Here is a 24,604-nt window from a genome sequence, read left to right as displayed (position 1 = left end):
CAATTAATGAATGAGGTGTGGTCGTGATGGTACGTAAAACCGTGGAACTCTCCGAAACACAAAAGGGAATCTATTTCGATTGCCAAGTGAATGATCCATCTTCTTATAACATCTCCGCTTCGATACAAATCGAAAGGCTTCAACTTGAAGCCTTTCGACGTTCCATCGAGTTGCTCATGCATGAACAAGTCGTGCTCCGCACGCACATTGAGATACAGCAGGACAGACCAGTTCTGGCGATCCACGATGATATGGAGTACTCACTGATTTTGCGGGATCTGAGTCAAGCTCATCAGGATGGCAAGGAACAGCAACTGGAGGGATACATTGAAGAATGTATTCAGGCTCCCTTCATATTGGAGCAAGGCCCTTTATTTCGAATCATGCTTGTACATATGGACGAGAACACACATGTTCTTACTTTATGTATCCACCATTTAATCTGTGACGGTATGTCTCTGGAAATTTTTAAAAATAAACTTCTCCATGCGTACACCTGCATCCTGCAGGATCTACCTTTGGACATAAAGCAGGATCAGGGCTTTATCTCTTATATCGAATCAGAGAATACGAAAATACAAGAGAACAAGTATAACCGTGAGCGTGAGTTCTGGTTATCCAAAATGAACGGTGCAGAGCCCCTGGCACTGCAGCATGACTATCCGGCTGGCGGTTCGCAGACCGGTGTGGGACATGAGCTACGTTTTGATATTCCAGAGGCGTTGATGGCGGATATTACAGAGATGTCAAAGGAGCATGAGGTTACGGTATTTATGTTTTTCATGGGGGCATTCAGTATTCTCTTGAATAAATATGCAGGCAAAGAGGATATCACGTTTGCTTCTCCGTATTCCCATCGTCCGGATATCGAATTGGAAGAAACGATTGGCTGTTTTGTACATATGTTGCCGATGCGGTTCCAGATTGACCTAGAATCTAAATTTGGTTCTCTCCTTGAGCAAGTCACTGCAGCCTGGATCGATACGTATAAACACATTGGATATCCTAATAATCTAATCGTCAGAGACAGTATGTTGCAGGTGCAACCAGGCTCACCATCTGTATTTGATATCTCCTTTGTGTATGACTCATATGAGGAGGATTTGCCAGGAAGCCAGCTTGTGGAACAGGATAAGGTTACTTTCCCAGGTGATCTGATGGTTGTATTGAACGGCACACCTCAAGGCACACAGCTGAAGCTGCAATATAAACCGAATGTGTTTCGAACAGACTCCATTGAACGAATGGGTCAGCGCTTCTTATTCCTCATGCAACAGCTGGTAACTGCACCAGAGAAGAGCATTGGTGAATACAGCCTGCTGATGCAGGAAGAGCAGGAGCAATTGCTGCATCAATTTAACCAAACTTCATATTTTCCCTACACTCCGCAGCATATCATCGATGTTTTTCATACAAAAGTAACAAAGCACCCAGAACGAGTCGCTCTACTCGAAGGAAAAGAAAAACAAACCTACGCACAAGTTAATGCAAAGGCCAATCAATTGGCAAAACAGATCATCGCACGGAAAAAGACCGAAAACGAGGCAGTCGGCGTACAAATGCTACGTTCTTCCGATCTGGTCATCGCCTTGCTGGCTGTTCTGAAGGCTGGATGTGCTTTTGTTCCCCTAGACCCTTCCTATCCGGTATCCAGAAAAGCCTACATTTTATCCGATGCGAATATATCCACCGTTATTGCCATCCGGCCAGAAGCAGAGGATGACTCGCTTCCGGCTCACTATATCTACACAGAAGATGGGATGGTATACACGGGAGACAGTTCCAATCTCGAAGAGCCTCTAGATCCTTACAGTCTCGCCTACATTATGTACACGTCAGGATCAACGGGCAAACCTAAAGGGGTCATGATTGAAAACCATAGTGTGGTCAATACATTGCTTGATTTGGAACGTCGTTTTCCAGTACAAGCGAGTGATGTGTATATGTTAAAAACAGCGTATACCTTTGATGTATCCTGTACAGAATTGTTTGGTTGGTTTATGGGTGAGGGAGCATTAAGTATTCTGCCGCCAGGCGAGGAGAAGAACCCGGACCAGATATTGACTACAGTAGCTGAACATCAGGTGACTCATATCAACTTTGTGCCGACACTATTCCGTCTTTTTCTCGAGACGATGGAACTTCGTTCTGATCTCTCAGGACTGGACACGCTGAAATGGGTATTTGTGGGCGGAGAGGCCGTCACACCCGATATCATTAAAAAATTCAACCAACTGAATATCCGGGCAAGCCTGGATAATGTATACGGTCCTACGGAATGTACGATATGGGTCTCCCATTATCCATTGAGTGCCTATGAAGGGCATGGAAACATACCCATTGGTTCCCCATTGAACGAGTCCAGATGGTATGTCGTTGGAAGCCGGGATGAATTACAGCCTTTGGGCATTCCGGGGGAACTATGTCTGAGCGGTGTAGGTCTTGCACGCGGATATTTGAACCTGGAAGAAATGACAAGAGATAAATTTGTTCCTAACCCTTTCTTTGACGAAGAGAAGGACCCTGAGTATTTCAGAATGATGTACCGCACTGGGGATATGGTTCGCTCCCTGCCAAGCGGAACGATTGAATACCTGGGGCGCATTGATTTTCAGGTCAAAATTCAGGGTGCAAGGTTAGAGACAGGTGAGATCGAAAATACTCTTTCATCCTACCCGGGAGTCATTCAAACCGTCGTTGTGATGAAATCCTCCGAGACAGGGTCCGGTTTACTGTATGCCTATTATTTATCGGAGCAGGAATTGCCTGTGGCTGATCTGAGAGACCATTTGTCCAAATCTCTGCCAGCTTATATGATTCCATCTGTTTTTGTACATAAATCGGAGTTCCCACTCAATAGTAGCGGGAAAATTGACCGCAATGCACTAATTGCAGATACCACGCATATTCACACTTCAAGCACGGCTTACGTTGCTCCAGCCACGGAATTAGAGCGGCAGATTGCAGCGGTATGGGCAGAAGTGCTCGGTGTCGAGAAAGTCGGGAGAGATGATCATTTCTTTGAACTTGGTGGCAATTCATTTTCCGTTATTCAGGCTCATAATCGTTTAAAGCATCGTACTGATGTGGATTTCCCAGTGCCCCGCTTTTTTGAGCGTCCTACACTGCGGCAGTTTGCAGCATTGGGACAGAAACAGGAGACAGCACGGATACCGATGTTGCGAGAAGAACGTTTTGTACGGAAAGCGGGTATTCTGCGTGATGATATTGCCATTGTAGGGATGTCCGTGAATGTACCCGGAGCAGAGGATATTCATGAATTCTGGCGTAATCTGATGGCACAAGAGGAGAGCATTCATTTTTACAGTGATGAGGAACTGAGGACACTCGGTGTAGACGAGGCATTGCTGCGTTCTCCTCGTTATGTCAAAGCCAAAGGGCGAGTCAACGGGATTGAGGAGTTTGATGCTGGCTTTTTCGACTATACACCTGGCGAAGTTAAAATGATGTCCCCTCAGTTCAGACTAATGTATCAGGGAATATGGGAAGCATTTGAGGATGCTGGGTGCAGACCTGATGAAGCAGGAAAAGTCGGCGTTTTCCTCGGTGGATCGGATGACTTTGAGTGGTATCGACAAGTGCTGTTCGGGGATGCGGGATACAGCAGCAAATATGAAGCATTTACACTCAGTACCAATCATTTTTTGGCTACTCGCATGGCCTACAAGTTGAACCTTAGAGGTCCTGCTTATACAGCTCTTACGGGATGTTCAACGTCTTTGGTCACTCCACATCTGGCATGCCAGTCTTTAATCGTTGGAGAATGTGATGTCGCTGTGGCTGGTGGAATTACAGTAGAGCTGCCGAATGAAGGTGGCTACGTGTACGAAGATGGCATGATGTTTGCCTCGGATGGCCATTGCCGTCCATTTGATGCAGCTGCAAGCGGCACGGTGTTCTCGAATGGGATGGGGATCGTGGTGTTGAAGCGGTTAAGTGATGCATTGCGAGATACAGATCATATTTACGGTGTCATTAAAGGTTCAGCCATTAATAATGACGGTCAGGAGAAGCTTAGCTTCCTTGCACCAAGTGTAAGCGGTCAGGCAGAGGTCATTCAGGATGCGTATCAGGCAGCCGGAGTTGATCCCGAAACGGTTAGTTACATTGAGGCGCATGGCACAGGCACACTTCTGGGTGATCCGATTGAAGTTGAATCGTTGACACGTGCTTTTGCCTCCGAGAAAAAGCAGTTCTGTTATCTTGGCTCAGTAAAAGGCAACGTGGGACATATGGATACAGCGGCTGGCGTTGTTGGTTTGATTAAGGTTGCACTTAGTCTTGATCAAGGATATATCCCGGGTACCGCGAATTATGAACAACCGAATCCGAAGATTGATTTTGCAAACACGCCCTTCAAGGTCAACTCGCAGGGGGTGGACTGGAAACCAGGTGAAGCTGGTGTTCTGCGTGCAGGGATTAATTCATTTGGTGTAGGAGGCACGAATGCTCACATGGTGTTGGAGGAGGCTCCAAAGATGGACAAGTGCAGTCCGGATGATGATGTCAATGTATTGCTTTTTTCAGCCAAAACAGAGTACTCGCTGAGCCGCACTGCTGAACAAATTATGGAGCATCTCGTGCAGCATCCAGAGCTATCCATTTCGGATGCAGCGTGGACATTGCAGACCGGTCGAACGGATTTTGCTTATCGTAAGGCACTGGTTCTGGATAAAAGCTGGAAAGATGATCCCGAGCAATTCATGCGTCAGCTGGAGAAGGCAAAAATGGTTCATTCGCCGCAAGATCGGCGCCCGGTTTATTTTATGTTCCCTGGGCAGGGCAGTCAGTATCAGGGCATGGGTGCAGCATTGTACAAATCGACAGAACAGTCAGGCATTGCACCACTGTTCAAGAAGCATGTACAGCAGATTGTGGATCTGCTTCCTGAAGAAGAGCGAGAAGAGATTCTGTCTGTTGTATACGGTAATCAGCATCCAGAGCGAATTAACCAGACGGAGTACAGCCAATTTGCGCTATTCATGACCAGTTATGCCATGGCTCAATCCTTGATTGATCTGGGCATCAGGCCAGATGGCATGATCGGACATAGCATCGGAGAACTGACAGCAGCTGTGGTTGCAGGTGTATTTGATCTTGCAGATGCTGTACAGATCGTAAGGCTACGGGGACGTTTGATGCAGCAACAACAGCCAGGTGTCATGCTCGTCATCATGGAGGACTCTCCGTTGGTAAAATCCCAATTGGAAGAAGGTACGTGGCTGGCTCTAGTCAACACAACAGGTTCCAGTGTCATTGGCGGGACGGCAGAGGCGATTGACCGAATGGAAGATAAGGCCGGAAGACTCGGCTGGAAATGCGTTCGTGTAAAAACCTCTCATGCCTTCCATACGCCAATGATGAAGGATGCAGCGATGGAGTTCAAACACAGTCTGTCGACTTATTCGCTACACAGCCCGCGGATTCCATTGCTTTCGAATACGAGCGGAACATGGGCTTTGCCGGATGAGATCGTAAGTCCAGACTACTGGGCAAGGCATATTTTAGAGCCGGTGTTGTTTGAAGCAAACTTGGCTGAAATGTTAAAGGAAGAACAAGCTGTATTCATTGAGGTTGGGGCAGGACGGACATTAAGCTCGTTTGTGAGACAGCACATTAAGTCCAAGGAAACACAAACCGTATTGAATATGTTGCGTCACGTTAGAGAAACAGAACCGGACGTGCTATATACAAACCGCAGAATCGCCGAGTTATGGTGCGAGGGCCTTCAGCCGGACTGGAAAGTACTCAAGGGACAGAACGTGCGCCGCAAATGCTCCTTGCCAACCTATCATTTTGATAAGCAGCATTATCCAATTGGCCAGTCGCTTATTGGTGGTTCGACGTTGGAAGGAACAAGCAGTAGTCGACATACACCTCAGTCGAGTGAACAATATAGCAACACGTCCCTTTCCGTTGCGGGAGGTTATGCAGGTAGTCTGGAGGCCATGAAACGGGTTGTTCTGGAGGCGTATGAAACGATTTTTGGCATAAATGACCTGGAAGAGCATGTTAATTTCTTCGCCGTTGGTGGAGACTCGCTCAAAGCAGTCAGTTTGTCCGCATCGATTCGGTCTTCCATCGGGATTCAGGCAGAGGTTGCGGATGTGTTTAACCATGCTACACCAGCCCAACTGGCGGAACATCTCTTTGCAATGGTTGAGCCGCAAGTACAGAAGCAGAACATGATTGAGGCTGCGCCGATAATGGATGCCTATCCAATCTCATCTGCGCAGATGCGTATGTTCACTCAATCCATGCTGGATCCAAATAGCACGGCGTATAATTTGCCGTCGGCTACCCTGATCGAAGGAGATTTGGATCATGCCAGAGTAGAGGCTGCACTGGAAAAGCTGGTGCAATGTCATGAAGCGCTTCGAACGACGTTTGCAATACGCGGAGATCAGGTGGTGCAGATGGTTCATGCATCCGTTCCTTTAGATTTCAGCTTTACCGAGCAGTATTTAGCCGATGAACAAGAGACTTCTGCTTTGATTCAGACGCTGATTCGTCCTTTTGAGCTTCATCAGGCTCCACTCATGCGAGTGAACCTGATTAGAACAGGAGCGCGCAAGCATCTGTTGTTCTTTGATATCCATCATATTATTGCGGACGGTACTTCCGTTGAGTTGATTACACGCGACTTCAATGCACTGTACTTTGGGGAGGAACGCACTGTCCGGTTACATTACAAAGATTATGCGGTCTGGCACCAGGAGCGTCTTACTTCTCAGGCATATCAGCCGCATCAAACATACTGGCTGGAACGGTTGAGTCCAACACCGCCTGTACTGCAGCTTCCACTTGATCATGATCGTCCATTACAGCGAGAGATGAAAGGTGAACGAGTTCATTTCACGTTGAGCCACTCGTTAACGGAGCGATTGCACAAGCTGGCTTCATCCACGGAAGTTTCCATGTATATGGTGATGTTGAGTGTATGGAATCTTCTGTTAGCGAGTCGAACAGGTCAGCAGGACATCGTAGTCGGGACCCCCGTAGCGGGTAGGTTACAGGAAGAATGGAAAGAAACAGTCGGAATGTTTGTGAATATGATTGCCATGCGGAATTATCCAGCATCAGATCGGACCTATACCGCTTTTTTACAAGAGCTGAAACAGCATACACTCGATGCTTTTGCACATCAGGAGTATCCATTTAATGAGCTTGTAACGCAGCTTGGACTTAAGCGGGAACTGAACCGTAATGCCATCTTTGATGTGTGTTTTGATTATCAGAACATGGAACTGCATGATCTTGAACTTCATGGACTTCAATTCAGTTCTATTCCTGTGGAGACCGGAGTCTCAACTTATGACCTGTTGTTAACATGTCAGGAGAACAGGGAGCAGCAAGTCATTGAAGGGTACATTGAATATGCGTTAGACCTGTTCCGAGGTGAAACGGTTGAACATATGATTCAGGAATTCATTGAACTATGTGAGCAGGTTGTGCAACAACCGGACGCACCTCTAGGTAAGCTGTATGAACGAGTCCAGCGTGCTTCGGGAGCTGAGGTTCATCGGTTGGCAGGCCCCATTTTACATTATGATCATACCCTGAGCTTGCATCGTTTGTTTGAACTACAGGCAGAGCGTACACCAGACCAGACTGCACTTATTGTTTCTTCAGGCAAGGAACTTACCTACCTTGAGCTTAATGAGCGAGCGAATGCGTTGGCTTGGAAGCTGATCAATCGAGGGGTACGCAGAGATGAACCCGTAGGCATATTAACTGGCCGGGATGAAACTCTCATTATTATGTTGATCGCAGTACTCAAAGCGGGTGCAGCTTACCTGCCTATAGATCCAGCATTTCCACCGCAGCGTATTCTGGACATGATGCAAGATAGCAAGATGAAGTTGCTACTGTGCACTGCTAATGAGGCCAATGTCGTGGCTTTTGAAGGCGAACGCATCGTTTATGAGCCTGATTTTGCTGACGAACGTTCAACTATTAATCCGAATGTGGACGTTCTATCTTCTGACTTGTCTTGTGTCATCTTCACCTCTGGATCCACCGGAAGGCCTAAAGGGGTAATGATTGCTCACGATGCGATGGTCAATTTTGTGGAAGACATCAGGCATCGAAACATTTTTGAATATGAAACAGATCGAATGATTAGTGTAACAACGGTATCTTTTGATATTTTCGGATTTGAAGTGTGGGCACCATTGTGTACAGGGCATTCTCTATATTTGGCAGACGAGCAGGAACAGCTTGATCCCGTTCTTGCCGCGCGCCAGATAAGGCAGCATGGCGTAACGCATATTCTCAGCACGGTATCCCGGATTAAAGCGTTTGTTGAAAATTCGGAATTTGCGAAGGTACTTTCTCATCTTCGGTGTGTTCTTACCGGAGGAGAAAGTGTTCCGGCAGGACTTCTGATTGATATTAAAAAATATTCGTCTGCCCGTGTCTTTAATATGTATGGCCCTACCGAAACGACGATTTGGTCAACGACCAAAGAGTTGCAACAATCTGGACTCATCACGATTGGCAAACCTATTGCTAATACGGAGCTTTATATCGTGGATGAAGAGGGTGAATTATTGCCTCCCGGAAATTATGGGGAACTCTGCATTGCAGGCCGTGGGGTGTCCAGAGGTTACCTGAATAATCTGACCGAAACGACTGCCAAGTTCATTGACAATGCAAAGGTTCTGGGTGGACGTATGTACCGGACAGGTGACTTGGCTCGTGTGTTGCAGGACGGGGAGGTCGAACTAGCAGGACGTTTGGATCAGCAAGTGAAGATCAGAGGATACAGGATCGAATTAAACGAGATCGAGCAAATGGCTATGAGCTATGAACGTTTGAGAGAAGCCGTCGTGAAGGTCGAAGGAAACCAGCCTGAGCAGTCGCAACTGGTGCTCTACTACAGCTTGAAGCCGGACATAAGTGTATCGAATATGGAAGAGCAGGACACTTTGCTCAGGTCTTGGCTGAAACAGAGGTTGCCACAGTATATGATGCCTTCACGCATCATTCGTCTAGACAAGCTGCCAGTTCTGCCGAATGGCAAATTGAATCGGAATGCCCTTCAATGGACTGACTTTGGAGCGATTGAGGCGATCGAAGCTAATGAGAAGCCAGCTCCATCTTTAATGGCTGGTTCTTCTTCTCCAGTGGGAAGAGAACAGGCTCGCAAAGAGCTGGAACAGATGCTGGTTGAAACATGGAAAGAGATGTTGAACCGGGATCATGTCGGAGTACAAGAGCACTTTTTTGATATTGGCGGTAACTCGCTAGGTCTGATCTTGATTAATAACCGGTTAAACGCTTATCTTGGGAAAAATATTCCGCTTGTGCAGTTGTTTGAACACTCTTCCATTACTTCGCTCGTTGATCATCTGATGTCTGAACAGATGTTAACTTCGGTGGATGTCCCTGTTCAGAATAAACATGAGCAAGAACATGTATCCGGGGAATCCATCGCGAGTACCAGCACTGCGGTCAAACCTGATCCTTCAATGATGCAAGAAAGAGTGATAAACATCAAAACAGATGCGGATGTGAACAGCAGGAACAGAAGCACTTCCCCATCGGATATCGCTGTTATAGGTATGGCCGGTCGTTTTCCAGGATCAAAAAATATCGAGGAGTTCTGGGATAATCTGATGGCAGGTAAGGACGGCATTACCCGACTGACTGAAGAAGAATTGGCAGCAGCAGGGGTGCGGCCTGAAGAGTATAAACATCCTGAATATGTTCGAGCCAAAGGCGTTTTGCAAGATACCGAGTTTTTTGATTCCGGATTTTTCGAATACCCGTATCAGGAGTCCGAAATGATGGACCCGCAGATTAGACTGCTTCATCAGTGTTCCTGGGAAGCGCTTGAACATGCGGGCTGTGATCCATACCGGTACTCAGGTTCCATCGGTTTATTTGCCGGAAGCGGATTGAGTTTACCATGGATGGTTCAATTCCTGGGTCGTTCAGGTGATCTACTGCAAGCTTTTGAAGCGATGACGCTGAATGAGAAGGATTATATTACGACACGTATATCTCACAAGCTGAATCTAAGAGGGCCAAGTATGGCTGTGCAGACGGCATGCTCGACCTCGCTCGTCGCGATTCATCAGGCAGCAGAATCACTGATCCGGGGAGAATGTGACGTGGCTCTCGCAGGGGGAGTGTCTATCTCTTATCCGCTCAAAGAAGGGTATCGCTGGCATGAAGGCATGATCTATTCCAAAGATGGGTATTGCCGAGCATTTGACGAACAGGCATCAGGTACCGTTTCGGGGAACGGGTGCGGCATGGTTGTGCTGAAGCCGCTTCATGATGCTTTGCGCGATGGGGATCAGGTCTTTGCGGTGATCAAAGGCTCAGCGATTAACAATGATGGATTGGATAAAATCGGATATACTGCGCCAAGTGTTACCGGACAGGTGAAGGTCATTCAAACCGCACTTGACCGCTCGGGAGTGTCTCCACAGGAAATCAATTATGTGGAGGCACATGGGACAGGCACCAAGCTCGGTGATCCCATCGAGATCGAAGCACTTAGACAGTCCTGGGGAACGGATAAACGTAATTATTGCGCCCTCGGTTCGGTCAAAGCAAACATCGGTCATCTGGACGCTGCAGCTGGTGTTGCCGGATTTATCAAAACCGTTCTAACGTTGCATCACCGAACAGTTCCGCCGCAGATTTATATGGAAAGAAGCAATCCTATGCTGGAACTGGAACGCAGTCCTTTCTACATTAATCAGGAGCCGCAACATTTCAAAGATCAGCAGCAGGTTCTGCGCGCAGCGGTAAGTTCCTTCGGGATCGGCGGCACGAATGCTCACGTGATTTTGGAGCAACCGCCCGTACGAGAGAGTCAAAGTGTGTATCAGCCTGTACACTTACTCCCGTTCTCGGCCAAGAGCGAATCCGCTCTGGATCGAACGTATCATTCGGTTTTACAAGCACTCGAAAAAATGCCGGAACAGATGCCGAGCGCTGCTTGGACATTGCAAGAGGGAAGAAGTCGATTTAACTATCGTAAAGCTCTTGTCGTTGTGGATGGCTACGTCCCTTCGCAAGATCAGGTGGAGGAACATGAAGCACAAGCGAGTGTGAACCAGGGGGATAAGCCTAAAGTAATGTTCTACATCCGTGGGGATGTTTTATGGGAACCACACGTGATTCGGGAACTTTATGCTTCCAGGTATCGCAGTCTAGTGTCTGAACGATTCAAGCAACACTTTGAAGAAGTACTGAGCTTTTTTGAATCCAAGGAACAGTATGCACTTCGTCAAAGTATAGGCAGGCCAATTCGGGATTCAGACCTGAAATTTATGTATTGCTTTGTGGTGCAGTACGCTCTGTTTGCAACGTTGATTGAGTCAGGGGTTAAACCGGATGGAATGTGTGGAGAAGGTGTCGGTGAACTGGTCGGACAGGTCATTAGCAATACGCTTGAGTTGGCTCATGCAGTGCGTCTCTTATATAGCCGTGAAGATTCGCAGATACAAGAGGGTGCCTTCTCTGAGGCAATGAGTACGATCGACACATCAAAGAATTCTTTACTGTCTGCGGAAAAGATACTTTGGGTATCAGCCTGTCCGCTACAGAACGGAGAGCTTGTAGACAACGATATATTGAAGGATGCGCAGGTTATCTCTCTTACCGGAGATCGTTCCAGCTCGCTTGAAGCCGATATCTATTTCATGAAAACACTGGGATATTGCTGGTGCAGAGGCATCGAACTGAATTGGGCACATATTAACGGACATAGCTCTGGGCAAAAGATATCTCTCCCGACTTATTCGTTCGATCCAATCGTTCATAAGCATGATGTTCCGCTGTACCTGCTTACGGGTGTGCCTCAAACTGCGGCTTCTCTGACTTCATTACCAGAACAGGCGAACACGGGTAAGAGTAGAGTCCGTTTGAATGTGGATGAAGTATATGACACCACTGCTCAGCTCTGGCAAGAGTTGCTTGGTTGTGAATCAGTGAACTCCGAGGATGATTTCTTCCAGCTTGGTGGACATTCTCTCAAAGCTATCACTCTGGCATCCCGAGTCAAGGAAACATTCGGAGTTGCTATGGGACTAGAGGATGTGTTCGATCATTCTGTCCTTGCCCGTATGGTGGCATGGATTGATCAGCAACAAGACAATGGGTTGGATTATTCGGGATCAGGAGACAGCATTTTCCCAGCAGCATACAAAGACCGATACAAGACGACTTCTGCGCAACGAAGAATGTTCGTGGTACATGAATGGATGCAAGGCGAGAGCACAGCCTACAATCTTGCAAGTTCGTACCGGTTGAAGGGAGCGCTCGATACGGCACAATTTACAGCGGTGATGGATGCTCTCGTACAGCGGCATGAGGCGTTCCGTACGCGCTTTGAAATGCTTGAAGGTGAACTATACCAGGTCATTGAGGATAAGGTTTCAAGTGTAGTGGAGTTGCTGGAACTTGAAAAAGAAGAGCCGGAGCAGCAGTTTATGCAATGGCTGCAACCATTTGATCTGACCCAGGCACCACTGGTTCGTGTAAAACTTGCCCGCCTGTCCGATGACGAACATATTCTGTTCATAGATATGCATCATATTATCTCTGATCAGAGTTCCATCGCGATTCTTATGCAAGAATTTGCCCGGTTATATAGTGGGGAATCTTTAGAACCATTATCGATTCAGTACAAGGACTATGCTGAATGGATTGATCAATCTACATCAGACGGGCATGCTGCCGAAGATGAGGCGTTTTGGCTTGAAGAATTCAAGGATGTGCCTGCGTCTGTCGAATTGCTTACAGATTACCCGAGACGTGGAGAACTTTCTAACCAGGGCGGCCGAATTAGCAGTGAGTTTGGAGAACAGTTAAGTGAACAGATTAATGATTTTTGTGCAAAACAGGGATTGACTCCCTACATGTTATTCATGGCGGCTTTAAATGTGTTGATCTCCAAATACACGGGACAGCATGATCTGGTCGTTGGCACAGCTGTAGCCGGAAGAGAGAAGCCAGAACTGAATAACGTCATGGGAATGTTTGTAAACATGCTCGCCATTCGTACTATGTTAGACAAGGATCAGCCTGTTGAGCTTTATCTGAACGAAGTTCGTAGCAAGCTGTTAACCTGTTATGAACATCAGCAATATCCATATGAAGCGTTGGTTGAGAAGCTTGATCTGATGGGTGATGGGAGCCGTAATCCACTTTTCGATATTGTTCTTAATTACATTAATATGGGTACGGATGAGCTTGAAGCAGGGACATTACAAGTTGAGTCCTGGATGGATGGAAAGGTGCATGCCAAGTTTGATCAGACCTGGACGGTCGTTGAACACCACCAACAGTATACGCTTGAACTGGAATATCGTTCTGAATTGTTCCATGCACGATCCATGGAAATGATGATGGACAAGTTCCGGTATATCTTAACTCAGATGGTCACAGGAGAGGTAGAGCGGGTTCGTCAGATCAAGCTTACTGTGCCTGAAGAGGATGAATGGCTGTTGTTCGGTGTCAACGACAACCACATGGACTATCCGCGGGAAGCAACAATTCCCGAACTATTTGAGGAACAAGTTCAATTACATCCACAGAAGACAGCCTTGGTGTGGGGTAACGAGGAGTTGAGTTATGCTGATGTGTACGCACAGGTTCAGAAGCTTGCATCTCGAATACTCGGACAAGACGTGGCATCAGGCTCAAGTATTGCTTTGATCCTGGACCGCGGACCGATCCAGATGATCAGTATCCTTGCTACACTAACAATAGGTTGTCAATATGTACCAATTGATCCGGCATCACCGCCGGCTCGCATTGAGTTCATTTTACAAGATTGCAATGCGTCTATACTTTTGAGCGAAGAATCGTATGCCTCGGCATGGAAATCAGCGGTTCCACGTGTCATGATCCCGTCCGCAGAACTGGAATCGTTTGTTTCAGGAGAGTCTGTAGAGCCTATAGTCCAGCAGATAAAGACTGTTGCAGTCGATCCGGCATATATCATCTATACGTCAGGCTCGACCGGAACGCCAAAAGGCACGGTCATGAGTCACCGCAATGTCATTAAAGTGATGAAGCAAAGCAATTTTGTGACAGTAGTGCCTGGGGATCGGGTATTACAAGTTTCCAATTATGCGTTTGACGGTTCGATCTTTGATATTTTTGCTTCCTTAATTAATGGGGCTACTCTGGTACTTATTCCAAAAGAGATCATTCTCGATATGGCTCGTCTGGCGGAAGTCATTCGTCAGCAGCAAATATCTGTATTTTTCATTACAACCTCGTTGTTTAATATGCTGGTGGATTGGGATGCAGCATGCCTGAAACAGGTTCGCAGAGTGATGTTTGGGGGCGAAGCGGCATCCGTGAGCCACGCAAATAAAGCAATGGCATGTGTCGGACCAGGCGTACTGTTAAATGGATACGGACCAACGGAAGCGACCTTCTTTGCCTCCTATTATTTACTGGAGCAAACAGAGCCGTATACCGACTCTCTGCCTATAGGTTATCCATTGTCCAATACAGCTCTATATGTTCTGGACGAGGATATGAATCCTGTTCCTGCCAATGTGCCAGGCGAGTTATATATTAGCGGGGATGCGGTAGGTATTGGATATTTGAACCGGGAAGAGCTGACCTTAAAACATTTTATAGCTGATCCTTTCCGCAAAGGCGAACGGATGTACCGGACAGGAGATATCGTCAAGCGTCTACATGATGGCCATTTGATCTTTATTGAACGATCTGATTTTCAAGTGAAAATCAGGGGGTTCCGAATTGAGTTATCAGAGATCCACAATTGTCTGGAGCAACTTCCGGGAGTCAGGGATGCTTTTGTGATGACAGCTACAGATGAATCTGGAAGTTTATATGTCACTGCATTTTATACATGTGAATCCAACATCTCACGAACGGTTGATGATGTTCGAGCAGAGTTGCACAAGCGACTGCCTGAATACATGGTACCTGCACAGATCTGGCGAATGGATCATCTGCCTATTAATGCTAACGGCAAGGTGGATCGGAAGGTTTTAGCCGATCTGGCAGAAGCGCAGTGCGTTCCTAGAGCGACTGATTCTGTCCTGACGGAGATAGAGCAAAAAATCCTTGCAGCCATGAGAAAGGTGCTGAGTAATCCGAACTTTGGCGTAACCGATCATTTCTTCCAAAATGGTGGACATTCGCTTAAAGGTATCGCACTCACGCAAATTTTGTCAAAAGAAGGAATTGCCATCAGTGTGAGCGAATTATTCCAATATCCTACAGTTAGAGCGTTAGCGAATTCGCTGGAAATGCTGAATTCTCCACCCAGTTTATTCGAAGAAAGCCTGCAAATTCAGTCCCCTATCGAAATTCCCCAAGACATTACACTTCATGAGAAACAATTAGACAGCCTGGTATCACATGTCTTGAATAATTGTAATCAGGTTTCAAGTTTCATGGCGGGAACACCTGTTATTGGTCGCTTCCCACTATCTCCAATTCAAAGAGCACATGCTTCTACAACTGCACGAGCAAGCGGTTTTACAACCATATTGGAGGGTAATTTAAATGAATTTACTGTGAAAAGACTGATTCTCGGGGTGATTGCCCGTCATCAGTTGCTACACAGCATTATATATGAGGAAGACACGTTACAGTGGCATCAGTGTGATTTGTCCGAAGCAGCAGATATGTTGCAACAACTCATTCCATATCTTGATGTTCGTCACTACGCTCTTGCTACGCTGGAAAAAATGGAGCACAAACTAATTCAGTCGCTATTACACAAGTCGCATACACTCGATGGATTGCCATGGCGTCTGTGTATTCTGCGAACAGGAGCTAGTAAGCACAAACTGATTTGGAGTTTCGATCACCTTGCCTTTGATGGCATGAGCGCCGAGATCATTAAGCAGCAACTTGAGTCGGCAATTGCCCGTAATCAGCAATCTGGAATGATCGCTGCAGAAGGTTCATTGGAGATACGCAAATATGAGGATTATGTAAACATGCTGTCTCGAGGGCCTGTTAACATCACTGAGCATGAACTCGAGGAGCGGTATTCCATTCAGGCTTGGCAACATTGCAATAGTAGCGTTATGAATCAACTGTTAATCACCACAGGCGAGTCAGCGCCTTCAGCGATGACGGTTGAAATACCGCGTACAGATATTACAGACCAAGATCTTAATGAGTCCTGGTGGAACTATTTTAAATCCTTTGCTGGCATTATCGCTTCTTATCTGAATGCGAAAGAGTTGCCTGTTGCGCTTGTGCATTATGGCCGAGAGTATGGACAAGAAACGTATTATGATCACGTAGGTGAATTCCTCGATCTGATTCCGATTCTTGTGCATGCTGATTTTGCTCAGGAAGATTTGGTGGAACGCTTGGACTTCACGAAACGACACAGCATTAACTTTATGGCGCTGACAGATGAATCGGTCATGACGTCTCCGTATTCCAAAATTCAAAGACAATTGGCTACAGCCTACAGACAGACGGGTCAGGAGCCAAGGAAACTTATTTTGTTCAACTTCCAGGGCTTTATCTCCAGCGAGGAGACCATCCCAGAGTTCGAACAGATCGATGACTCCGGGTCTAATCCGAGCCTCGCATACATGGAATGGGTCATTCGATACGATGAAAATTCTGTGTACGTGCACCTGGGGTGTCATACAGGTCTGGATACGGAGCGCTTGAAACAGCAGATTGAGGAGCAACTCGGCAGTTACGTGAATGTAAAAGTGAAAGTTCATAATGAGGCAGCGGAGGTGCAACATGTCCAGTAAGTCCATACAACGAGGGCCGGAGTTGATTGTGCCGGAGCATTATGCAACAGTTGCTGAACTTCTTATGTATATCGCTGACAAACATCCGGATAAGGGAATCACTTATATCAGTTCATCCGGCGAAGAACAGTTTGAATCGTATCCTGAGCTGCTGAAGCAAGGACGTCTGTATCTCCAAGGCCTGCTTGAGAGCGGGTTAACTAAGGGACAAGTCGTTATATTGGAGATTGATCATTCACAGCAGTTTTATCGTACATTTTGGGCTTGTATTCTGGGCGGCATTATTGTCGCCCCGGTCAGTCCTCCTGCCTCCTGGGAGCCGGGTTCAGCTGGTCTGGAGAAATTCACGAAAATATGGGGAATCCTCGGGAAACCTGTGGTAGTCGTAGAAGAAGCATTTTTGCCAAAATACGAACAGCTTACTGAGAGTCCAATTTTTGAGGGATTGAACTGCATTAGCGTCAGCAAGCTTCAGACAAGTTATACACTTGCTGAAATAAGTCTGACTGCTCCTGAAGAGGTCGTATTTCTACAGTTTTCGTCAGGAAGTACAGGTATCCCTAAGGGAGTACAGTTAACGAATCGGAATATTATTGCGAACAGTATTGCATGCAAGACCTTCCTTGGTGCTGAAGAAGGAGATAACGTGTTTACTTGGCTGCCTCATACGCATGACATGGGAATGTTCGGGCAACACCTAACGACTGTACTAAGCGCTGCTAATTTAATGGTTATGTCTCCGTATACCTTTGTACGATCCCCTTACTTGTTCCTACGCAAAATTACGGAACATCAAGGGAAGTGGTTCTGCTGCACAAACTTTGGTTTTGAATGGATGGTTCAAAAGATCCCGGATTCCAAACTGGCTTCGCTTGATTTGTCTTCGCTGCGCATGGCCCTAAACGGTGCCGAGCCCATATCGACCAAAGTTATTGAACGATTTGCTCAAAAATTCAGTTCCTGTGGTTACCGCACGGATATGATGTTTCCTGCTTACGGCATGGCTGAGGCAACTGTGGGTGTGTGTACCTGGAGGTTGAAAGAGGAGCCGCGCATCGAACAAATATCACGTAAAGCGCTTGTGCAACAAGGAAAAGCGATTCCGGTGGATGCCGCTGTTCATGACCCGGCAGATCTGATTGAGTTTGTGCATGAAGGTTATCCCATGACGGGAATCCAGATTCGAATAGCCGATGAGTACGGAGAAGTTGTCGATGAGCGCACGGTGGGTGAAATCCAGATTCGCGGGGAATCCGTAACCTCCGGATATTACAATCTGCCAGAAGTCAATCGAGAGCTATTCGTGGACGGATGGCTGAAGACGGGGGATCTCGGTTTTATGGCGGAAGGTTCCCTTGTTGTAAGTGGACGAATCAAGGATATCGTTTTCATCCGTGGTCAAAATCATTACGCACATGATTTGGAAGAAATTTTATATCAAAATGGCAGTATTCCAAGAGGCAATCTGACGGTTGTGGGACATTTCAATAACATTTCCCAAACTGAAGAACTGCTTGTATTTGTAAAATATAAATCGAACACTCCGCAGTTTCTGGAAATAAGGCAGGACTTAATAGATCGGATGAGGGCTGGTCTAGGAATAGAGATTACTCATGTTCTTCCAATTAAGGTTATTCCGAAAACGACTAGCGGCAAAGTTCAGCGTTTTATGCTGAGAAACGAGTATGAGGGCGGTGCATTTAACAAGGATATCGAGGCCATTGAAGCTAGGCTTCTTCAAAACCAATCACAGTCCATTGCGGAGAGCGTTCATCCGTTAACCTTGGAGCAGACTGTGCGTGGGGCTTGGGCTGAGGTTCTACAGTTACCTGTGGGGAAAGTAGCGACGGATATTTCGTTTCTGGCACTAGGGGGAAATTCCATTCTTGCCTACCAATTGCTTGACAAGCTGTCTGCACACATGGGACGTGAACTGGGACAGGAAGTACTCGTCTTTGGCAGAACGGTACAGGAAATGGTCGAGTATCTTCAGGAACTTCCCGAAGAGAACAGGTCACTCGAAAATGAAATACGCCCGGATAATCAGTTGAACGTACACCGAGCGATTGCAATAACAGGGTTGTCCCTTCGGCTTCCTGATGCAGATACACAAGAGGAGTTCTGGAGCAATCTCGTTCAAGGATTGGACAGTGTGGATCAGGTGAGTCCGGAACGAGCTGTACGCTCCAAACGGCCGGATTGGACAGATTGGATTGGAGAATTAAAGAACCCGGATACTTTTGACCACGAATTTTTTGAAATGCCGACGGAACAAGCTGCATTTATGGATCCGCAGCACCGCAAATTGCTGGAGGTTGCCTATGAGGCGCTCGAGGATGCAGGCATGATCGTGGATCAGGAGGAAAAACGTGATGTCGGTGTATATGTTGGTATTAACCCCAGCTCCTACTTTGATCTCGTTGTAGATTACATGAATCGTAGCAAGGGATTCGAGGTGCACTCTCATGCGATGGTTGGTAATATGTCCAATATCGCAGCGGCATCGATCTCACACTTATACAATTTCACGGGCCCGGCGCTGGCCATTGATACCGCTTGTTCTTCCTTTCTCGTAGCCTTGACGCAAGCAGTGGCAGCGATTCAGGACAAACGTATCTCTGGCGCAGTTGTAGGCGGAGCAAGCATTTTGGCAACACCTCATGTGCACCAGTTATCACGTAATGCGGGAATATGCTCTTCTACACAACATACCAAGGTGTTTGATCAGGGAGCTGATGGTTCGGTTATTGGTGAGGGTGCAGTAGTTGTATACCTGGAGCTGCTAACAGAGGCAGTTCGCGCGAATAAACATATCTATGGCGTGATCCGTGGCACAGCGGTGAATAACGATGGGTACTCTTTAGGTATTATGGCACCTAATCCTCAGGGGCAATATGAAGTGCTACGAGCTGCATATAACGATGCCAATCTGAATCCAAAAGAAATCTCGTATATCGAGGCGCATGGATCAGGAACAAGAATTGGAGATCCCATTGAAGTGAATGCGTTACTCCGTCTGTTTCAGGAGAAAGGATACGGCGAAGGCACCTCTATCGGTCTAGGCTCGGTCAAAACCAATATAGGACATTTATTCGCAGCATCCAGTGGAGCTAGTCTGGCCAAAGTTTTGCTTAGTATGCAGCACAAGGAACTTCCTCCAAGTCTGCATATGAATAACCCTAATCCAGCTCTTCGCCTGGAACAGTCTCCTTTTTATATCGTTAATGAGCATAAAGATTGGACGGTACCCCAAGGAAAAACGCGTAAAGCTGGTATTAGTTCATTTGGTCTTGGCGGCACGAATGCCCATATTGTGCTGGAGGAGTGGAATGCACCGGCAGTCTGGAGACAGGACACGGAACGGGATCAATTGTTAACCTTCTCTGCCAAGTCAGAGCAGGCGTTGCAGAAGCTGATTCATAGTACGAAAAAGTATCTGGAAGAACATCCGGATCTCCGACTAACGGACGTGTGCTTCACACGGAACAGGTATCGAAAGCATTACCGTTATCGTGCCGCTGTCGCAGTAAAAGAGACCGGGGAGTGGAGTCAGGAAAGCTTGCAATTTGGCTTCAAAAAGAGAAGCCGAGCCGCCCGTGTCAACATCGTTGTTGGAGGAAATAAGTTGGAACTGGCTGATCAGGAGTATTGGGCGAACCTGCTCGAATCCCTCATGCGTGTCGTACCTTCCATCCAGGAGGTTCGTGGCATTGACGGTGGAGAACAAATGCTATCCCAGCTCAAGCTGAACGATAAGGCGGATTCCACCCAGGCTCCAGATAAGCCGACAATCACGCTGAATCGCAGCAAAATAACATCCGGAAGTATTCAGGATACAAACTGCCCGATGGCGAGTGCAGATATTGTTGTAATGCTGGCTACTTGTGAAGGGGTCGAACCTGCGGGAGGTACAGGCAAAGAGAGTTATATCCATTTGTCTGGAGCGACAACGCTTACTATGGAAACACAATTAGCCTTGTTGCTGGGAGAGCTCTACGTGCGTGGTGCTTCACTGGATTGGGAACAGTTGCATTCCGATGGAACGGGCCAGATCGTGCATTTACCAGCGCATCCATTCGAGCCACATGTACATTGGGTAGGGGCGAATCAGGGAACGGAGGTCTTGATATGACAAGAGAAGAGATTGAAGGGTTTATTAAAGGGGAAATCGCTGCCGCACTGAAACAGGAACCTGATGAGATTGATGAAGAAACGAATTTCTTGAAAATAGGGGTTTCTTCCGTCCAGGCACTCAAAATTATAAATCGTACACGTAAACATCTGCAGGTGGATATTAGTCCTGTTGCGTTGTTTGAATACAAGACGATTGCAGAATTCGCTTCATATCTTCATGAATCGCTTCTTCAAGGGGAGGCAGTCGAATGATTGAACTGGATTCGAAACAGGAGCAAGAGATTCTCCATGAAGCCGAGTTATTTGCTACCCGTGAGATTCGTCCTTATGCCCGGCAAATTCAGGAGCAGCAGTCTATCCCCCGCTCGTTAATTCGTGCTATGGCCGAAAGAGGGTATTTAGCTGCATCTATTCCACATGAGTATGGGGGAATGGGTCTTGGTCCCAAAGCATACGGACTGTTAACGGAAGTATTTGGTAAAGCACTTCCGGCGGTTCGAAGCTTATTGACGGTACATACTTCACTGGTGAGCGAAACTTTGGTACGTTTCGGATCGCCAGATCAAAAGTCGTCCTGGCTACCCAAGTTGGTCCGTGGGGAATGGATCGGAGCGTTTGGACTGACAGAGCCCGAGATCGGGTCGGATGCCAAAAACGTAAAGACAACTTGGCGGGAAGAAGCGGACTGTTATGTACTTAATGGAAAGAAAAAGTGGATTACCTTTGGAGACGTAGCGGATGTGTTCATTATTGTTGCCTCCCAAGAAGGGAGGAGTACAGCATTCTGGGTTGAACGTCAGTTTGACGGTGTGCAGACGCAAGCCATCGAGGGTGTAATGGTTGGTGGCGAGACAGGAATCGCTGAAATTGATCTTCATGAAGTTCGTGTGCCCAAAAGCCATCTGATTGGGCGTATGCACGAAGGCTTTGAGTACATCGTAAGCGGCGCGCTTGATCAGGGCAGATATAGCATCGCTTGGGCAGGACTCGCTATAGCGCAGGAGGCTTTGGACTCCATGGTGACCTATTCACGCAAGCGAAAGCAATTTGACCAGAAACTCAGTCATTTCCAGCTCATCCGCGGCATGATTGGTGATGCAGTAACGAAAGTCCATGCAGCAAGAGCGCTATGTTTGCGGGCAGCCGAGCTTAGAGAAGCCAAGGACCCGCAGGCTGTCATGGAAACAACGATTGCTAAATATTTTACATCCAAAATTGCAGTAGAAGTGGCAAATGATGCGCTCCAGGTTCATGGAGCCAATGGAATTAGCAGTGAGTATCCGGTATCCAGACTGTACAAGGAGGCTAAAATCCTGGAGATTATTGAAGGCTCCTCCCAGATGCAGCAGGAGATGATCTCACACTATGGGCTGAAAACCTATTACAAGCGTGGCGGTGGGCTATGACGATCTGCGCATTATTTCCAGGGCAAGGTAGCCAATATATCGGGATGTGCAGTGATCTCTTAGAGAGAGAAACGGAAGTCCGGTTGATTTTTGCCGAAGCGAGTGAGGTTATCGGGTTTGATCTCAGAGATTTGATTCTGGCCGGCTCACTGGAGCAACTGACACAATCCGAATATGCTCAGCCCGCTGTACTTACAGCAAGTTATGCGTTGTTTGATTCCTTCGTTCGCCGGACTGGAATTAATCCAGATTATGCGATTGGTCACAGCCTGGGTGAGATTTCTGCTTTGGTGGCTGCTGGTGCATTAAAGTTTGCAGATGCAGTCCGCTTTTCGGCTTCACGGGGGGCATTGATGCATCGTGCAATACAGGAACAGAAGGGCAGAGCAGGAATTGTCGTTGATATGAGTCAAGCAGAACTCGAAAACATCGTTGCCAATATTCGAGAGGTTCATTACGTGACTATCTCGGGGTATAACTCACCTAACCAATTCGTTGTTGCAGGTGAGGTGGGAGGTTTGCGTTTGCTGGATGATCTCGTGGATCAAGCTGGAGGGGAATTTATTCCCTTCCGCATGATGCCTATGAAAGCAGATGCGCCATATCATAGCGAACTGATGCAATTTATCCAGCCTGAGATGGAAGCGATGGTATCTAAGCTTTCCTTTACCGAGCCTGCATTTGCGATATGTTCCACCGTGAACGGAGAGTTCATCCAAGCAGCAGAGGATATCCCAAGGTTACTGACAGCTCAGCTGTTGCAGCCGATTCACTGGATTCAGGCTTTAGCGCAAATTCGGCGGTTGGGTGCGAGCATTTGGATGGATGTCGGCCCAGGCCAGAGTGTGAGAAATATGATTGCCGAGTACGACACTGCAATCACTGCCTATTCGCTGGATGATTCGCAGGATCAGTCGAAGCTCCTGGCAATGTATGCGGCAGAGTTTCAAACATACCGGGGAGGCGAAGCGCGATGATAACTACAAATATGATGGCGTATAACCAGCGAGTGAAACAACACCTTCCTGGCGGTGTGCACTATAATTTCCACCTTCCCTGGGAGGAGACACCGCTACACTTTGCCCATGCATCCCGAAGCAGGGTAACCGATATGAACGGCCGTGAGTATCTGGATCTCTATGCTCGCTTTGGTGCACTTATTGTAGGGCACGGTAACGAGGAATATAACGAATGCCTGAAGGATACGATTGATCGTGTTCTGTCGGTAAGCCATTGTGATCTGGACGCTGAGGCATTGGAGTTAATCCACCAATATGTACCTTCAGCTGAGATGATCCGGTTTGGGTTGTCGGGTACAGAAATTGTGCAAAATGCACTGCGCCTTGCCCGCGCCTGGACAGGCAAAAATCGCTTTGTTCGTTTTGAAGGTCATTATCATGGCAATTCAGATAACATTATGGGCGGTAAAACGCCCAGAACAGGTTTGCCCGTACCTTCGGACTATCCTGGTGACATGAAGGGAACACAGGGAAGGGCGAGGGATGTCATGGAATCCCAATCCTATCTGCTACCTTGGAACGATGCTGCCCGTTTGGAAGAATTGTTTGTTGAACATGGTGATGACATTGCAGCAGTAATCATGGAGCCGGTTTGTGTAAACGGAGGCGGAGTCATGCCAGCTCCAGGTTATCTGCAAAGGGTGAGACAACTATGTGATCATCATCAGGTTGTACTTATTTTTGATGAGATCATTACAGGGTTTCGCATGGGACTTGGCGGGGCTCAGGAGATGTTTGGTGTTACGCCCGACCTGACTACGCTGGGCAAAGCGATTGCTGGCGGCGGTGTTCCCGTGTCTGCTCTAGTTGGACGAGCCGATATCATGAAGCTGCTGGTGGACAAAAAAGTAATTCATGCGGGAACGTTTAACGGTTATCCGTTAGGTACAGCCGCGGTGAAAGCAACGCTCGAAATGTTGGGCCGCAATGGAGGAGAAGCCATGAATCGTATGAATCTTCACGCCGAGATGATTCATGACATTCTCACAAGGGAAGCGGCGAAGGTGGGGCTCCCCCTTATTGTTCAAGGCCCGGCGGGATGCGCTTCCTATCATTGTTGCACCGAAGAACTTAGCAGTACGGCCGATTATACATTTGAATTGATGTCCTTTGATATTTTGTTGAATGGCAAGCTCGCGGAACACGGTATTCTTGTATCGACACTCTCTCGCATGTATCCGAACATTATGCTGGACATGAAAGATGTGGCCTGGTTCAGCGAGCGTGTCCCTGCGGCGATTGCGGAGATGAAAGAGCTCTACGATGAACTTGTCTAATACCGCCA

The 24,604-nt window shown here is 47.3% G+C and carries 6 protein-coding genes and 2 pseudogenes; all 8 read left to right on the top strand.

Translation table 11 applies throughout. The annotated features are described in order from the left end of the window. Window positions 1-26 precede the first annotated feature (26 nt). A pseudogene (locus MHI38_RS28750) lies at window positions 27-1,337 on the top strand (condensation domain-containing protein); the annotation flags it as partial. Beyond that, window positions 1,323-2,858 (top strand): annotated as a pseudogene (locus MHI38_RS28745) (non-ribosomal peptide synthetase); the annotation flags it as partial. The pseudogenes MHI38_RS28750 and MHI38_RS28745, both read left to right, overlap by 15 nt. Window positions 2,859-2,870: 12 nt before the next feature. Then, entirely contained in the window at window positions 2,871-16,760 is a 13,890-nt protein-coding gene (locus MHI38_RS08205) for an amino acid adenylation domain-containing protein (RefSeq protein ID WP_445667227.1), read from the top strand. Beyond that, the gene (locus MHI38_RS08200) at window positions 16,750-20,892 is read left to right on the top strand and encodes a beta-ketoacyl synthase N-terminal-like domain-containing protein (protein ID WP_341181145.1); all 4,143 of its coding nucleotides are present in this window, start codon (window positions 16,750-16,752) and stop codon (window positions 20,890-20,892) included. Before MHI38_RS08205 ends, MHI38_RS08200 begins: the two co-directional genes overlap by 11 nt. Further along, entirely contained in the window at window positions 20,889-21,146 is a 258-nt protein-coding gene (locus tag MHI38_RS08195; protein ID WP_090914993.1) for an acyl carrier protein, read from the top strand. Before MHI38_RS08200 ends, MHI38_RS08195 begins: the two co-directional genes overlap by 4 nt. Next, entirely contained in the window at window positions 21,143-22,300 is a 1,158-nt protein-coding gene (locus MHI38_RS08190; protein ID WP_251507400.1) for an acyl-CoA dehydrogenase family protein, read from the top strand. The genes MHI38_RS08195 and MHI38_RS08190 overlap by 4 nt, the downstream gene beginning before the upstream one ends. Next, a complete protein-coding gene (locus MHI38_RS08185; protein WP_341181144.1) occupies window positions 22,297-23,277 on the top strand; it encodes an ACP S-malonyltransferase in 981 nt (326 codons plus the stop codon). The genes MHI38_RS08190 and MHI38_RS08185 overlap by 4 nt, the downstream gene beginning before the upstream one ends. Beyond that, a complete protein-coding gene (locus MHI38_RS08180) occupies window positions 23,274-24,596 on the top strand; it encodes an aspartate aminotransferase family protein (protein ID WP_341181143.1) in 1,323 nt (440 codons plus the stop codon). The genes MHI38_RS08185 and MHI38_RS08180 overlap by 4 nt, the downstream gene beginning before the upstream one ends. Window positions 24,597-24,604: the final 8 nt, after the last annotated feature.

It is taken from the genome of Paenibacillus sp. FSL K6-1558 (assembly GCF_038002565.1).
GTDB classification, from domain to species: Bacteria; Bacillota; Bacilli; order Paenibacillales; family Paenibacillaceae; genus Paenibacillus; species Paenibacillus polysaccharolyticus.
Note: the sequence above shows the minus strand (reverse complement) of the source record. Positions and strands in the feature narration are given on the sequence as shown.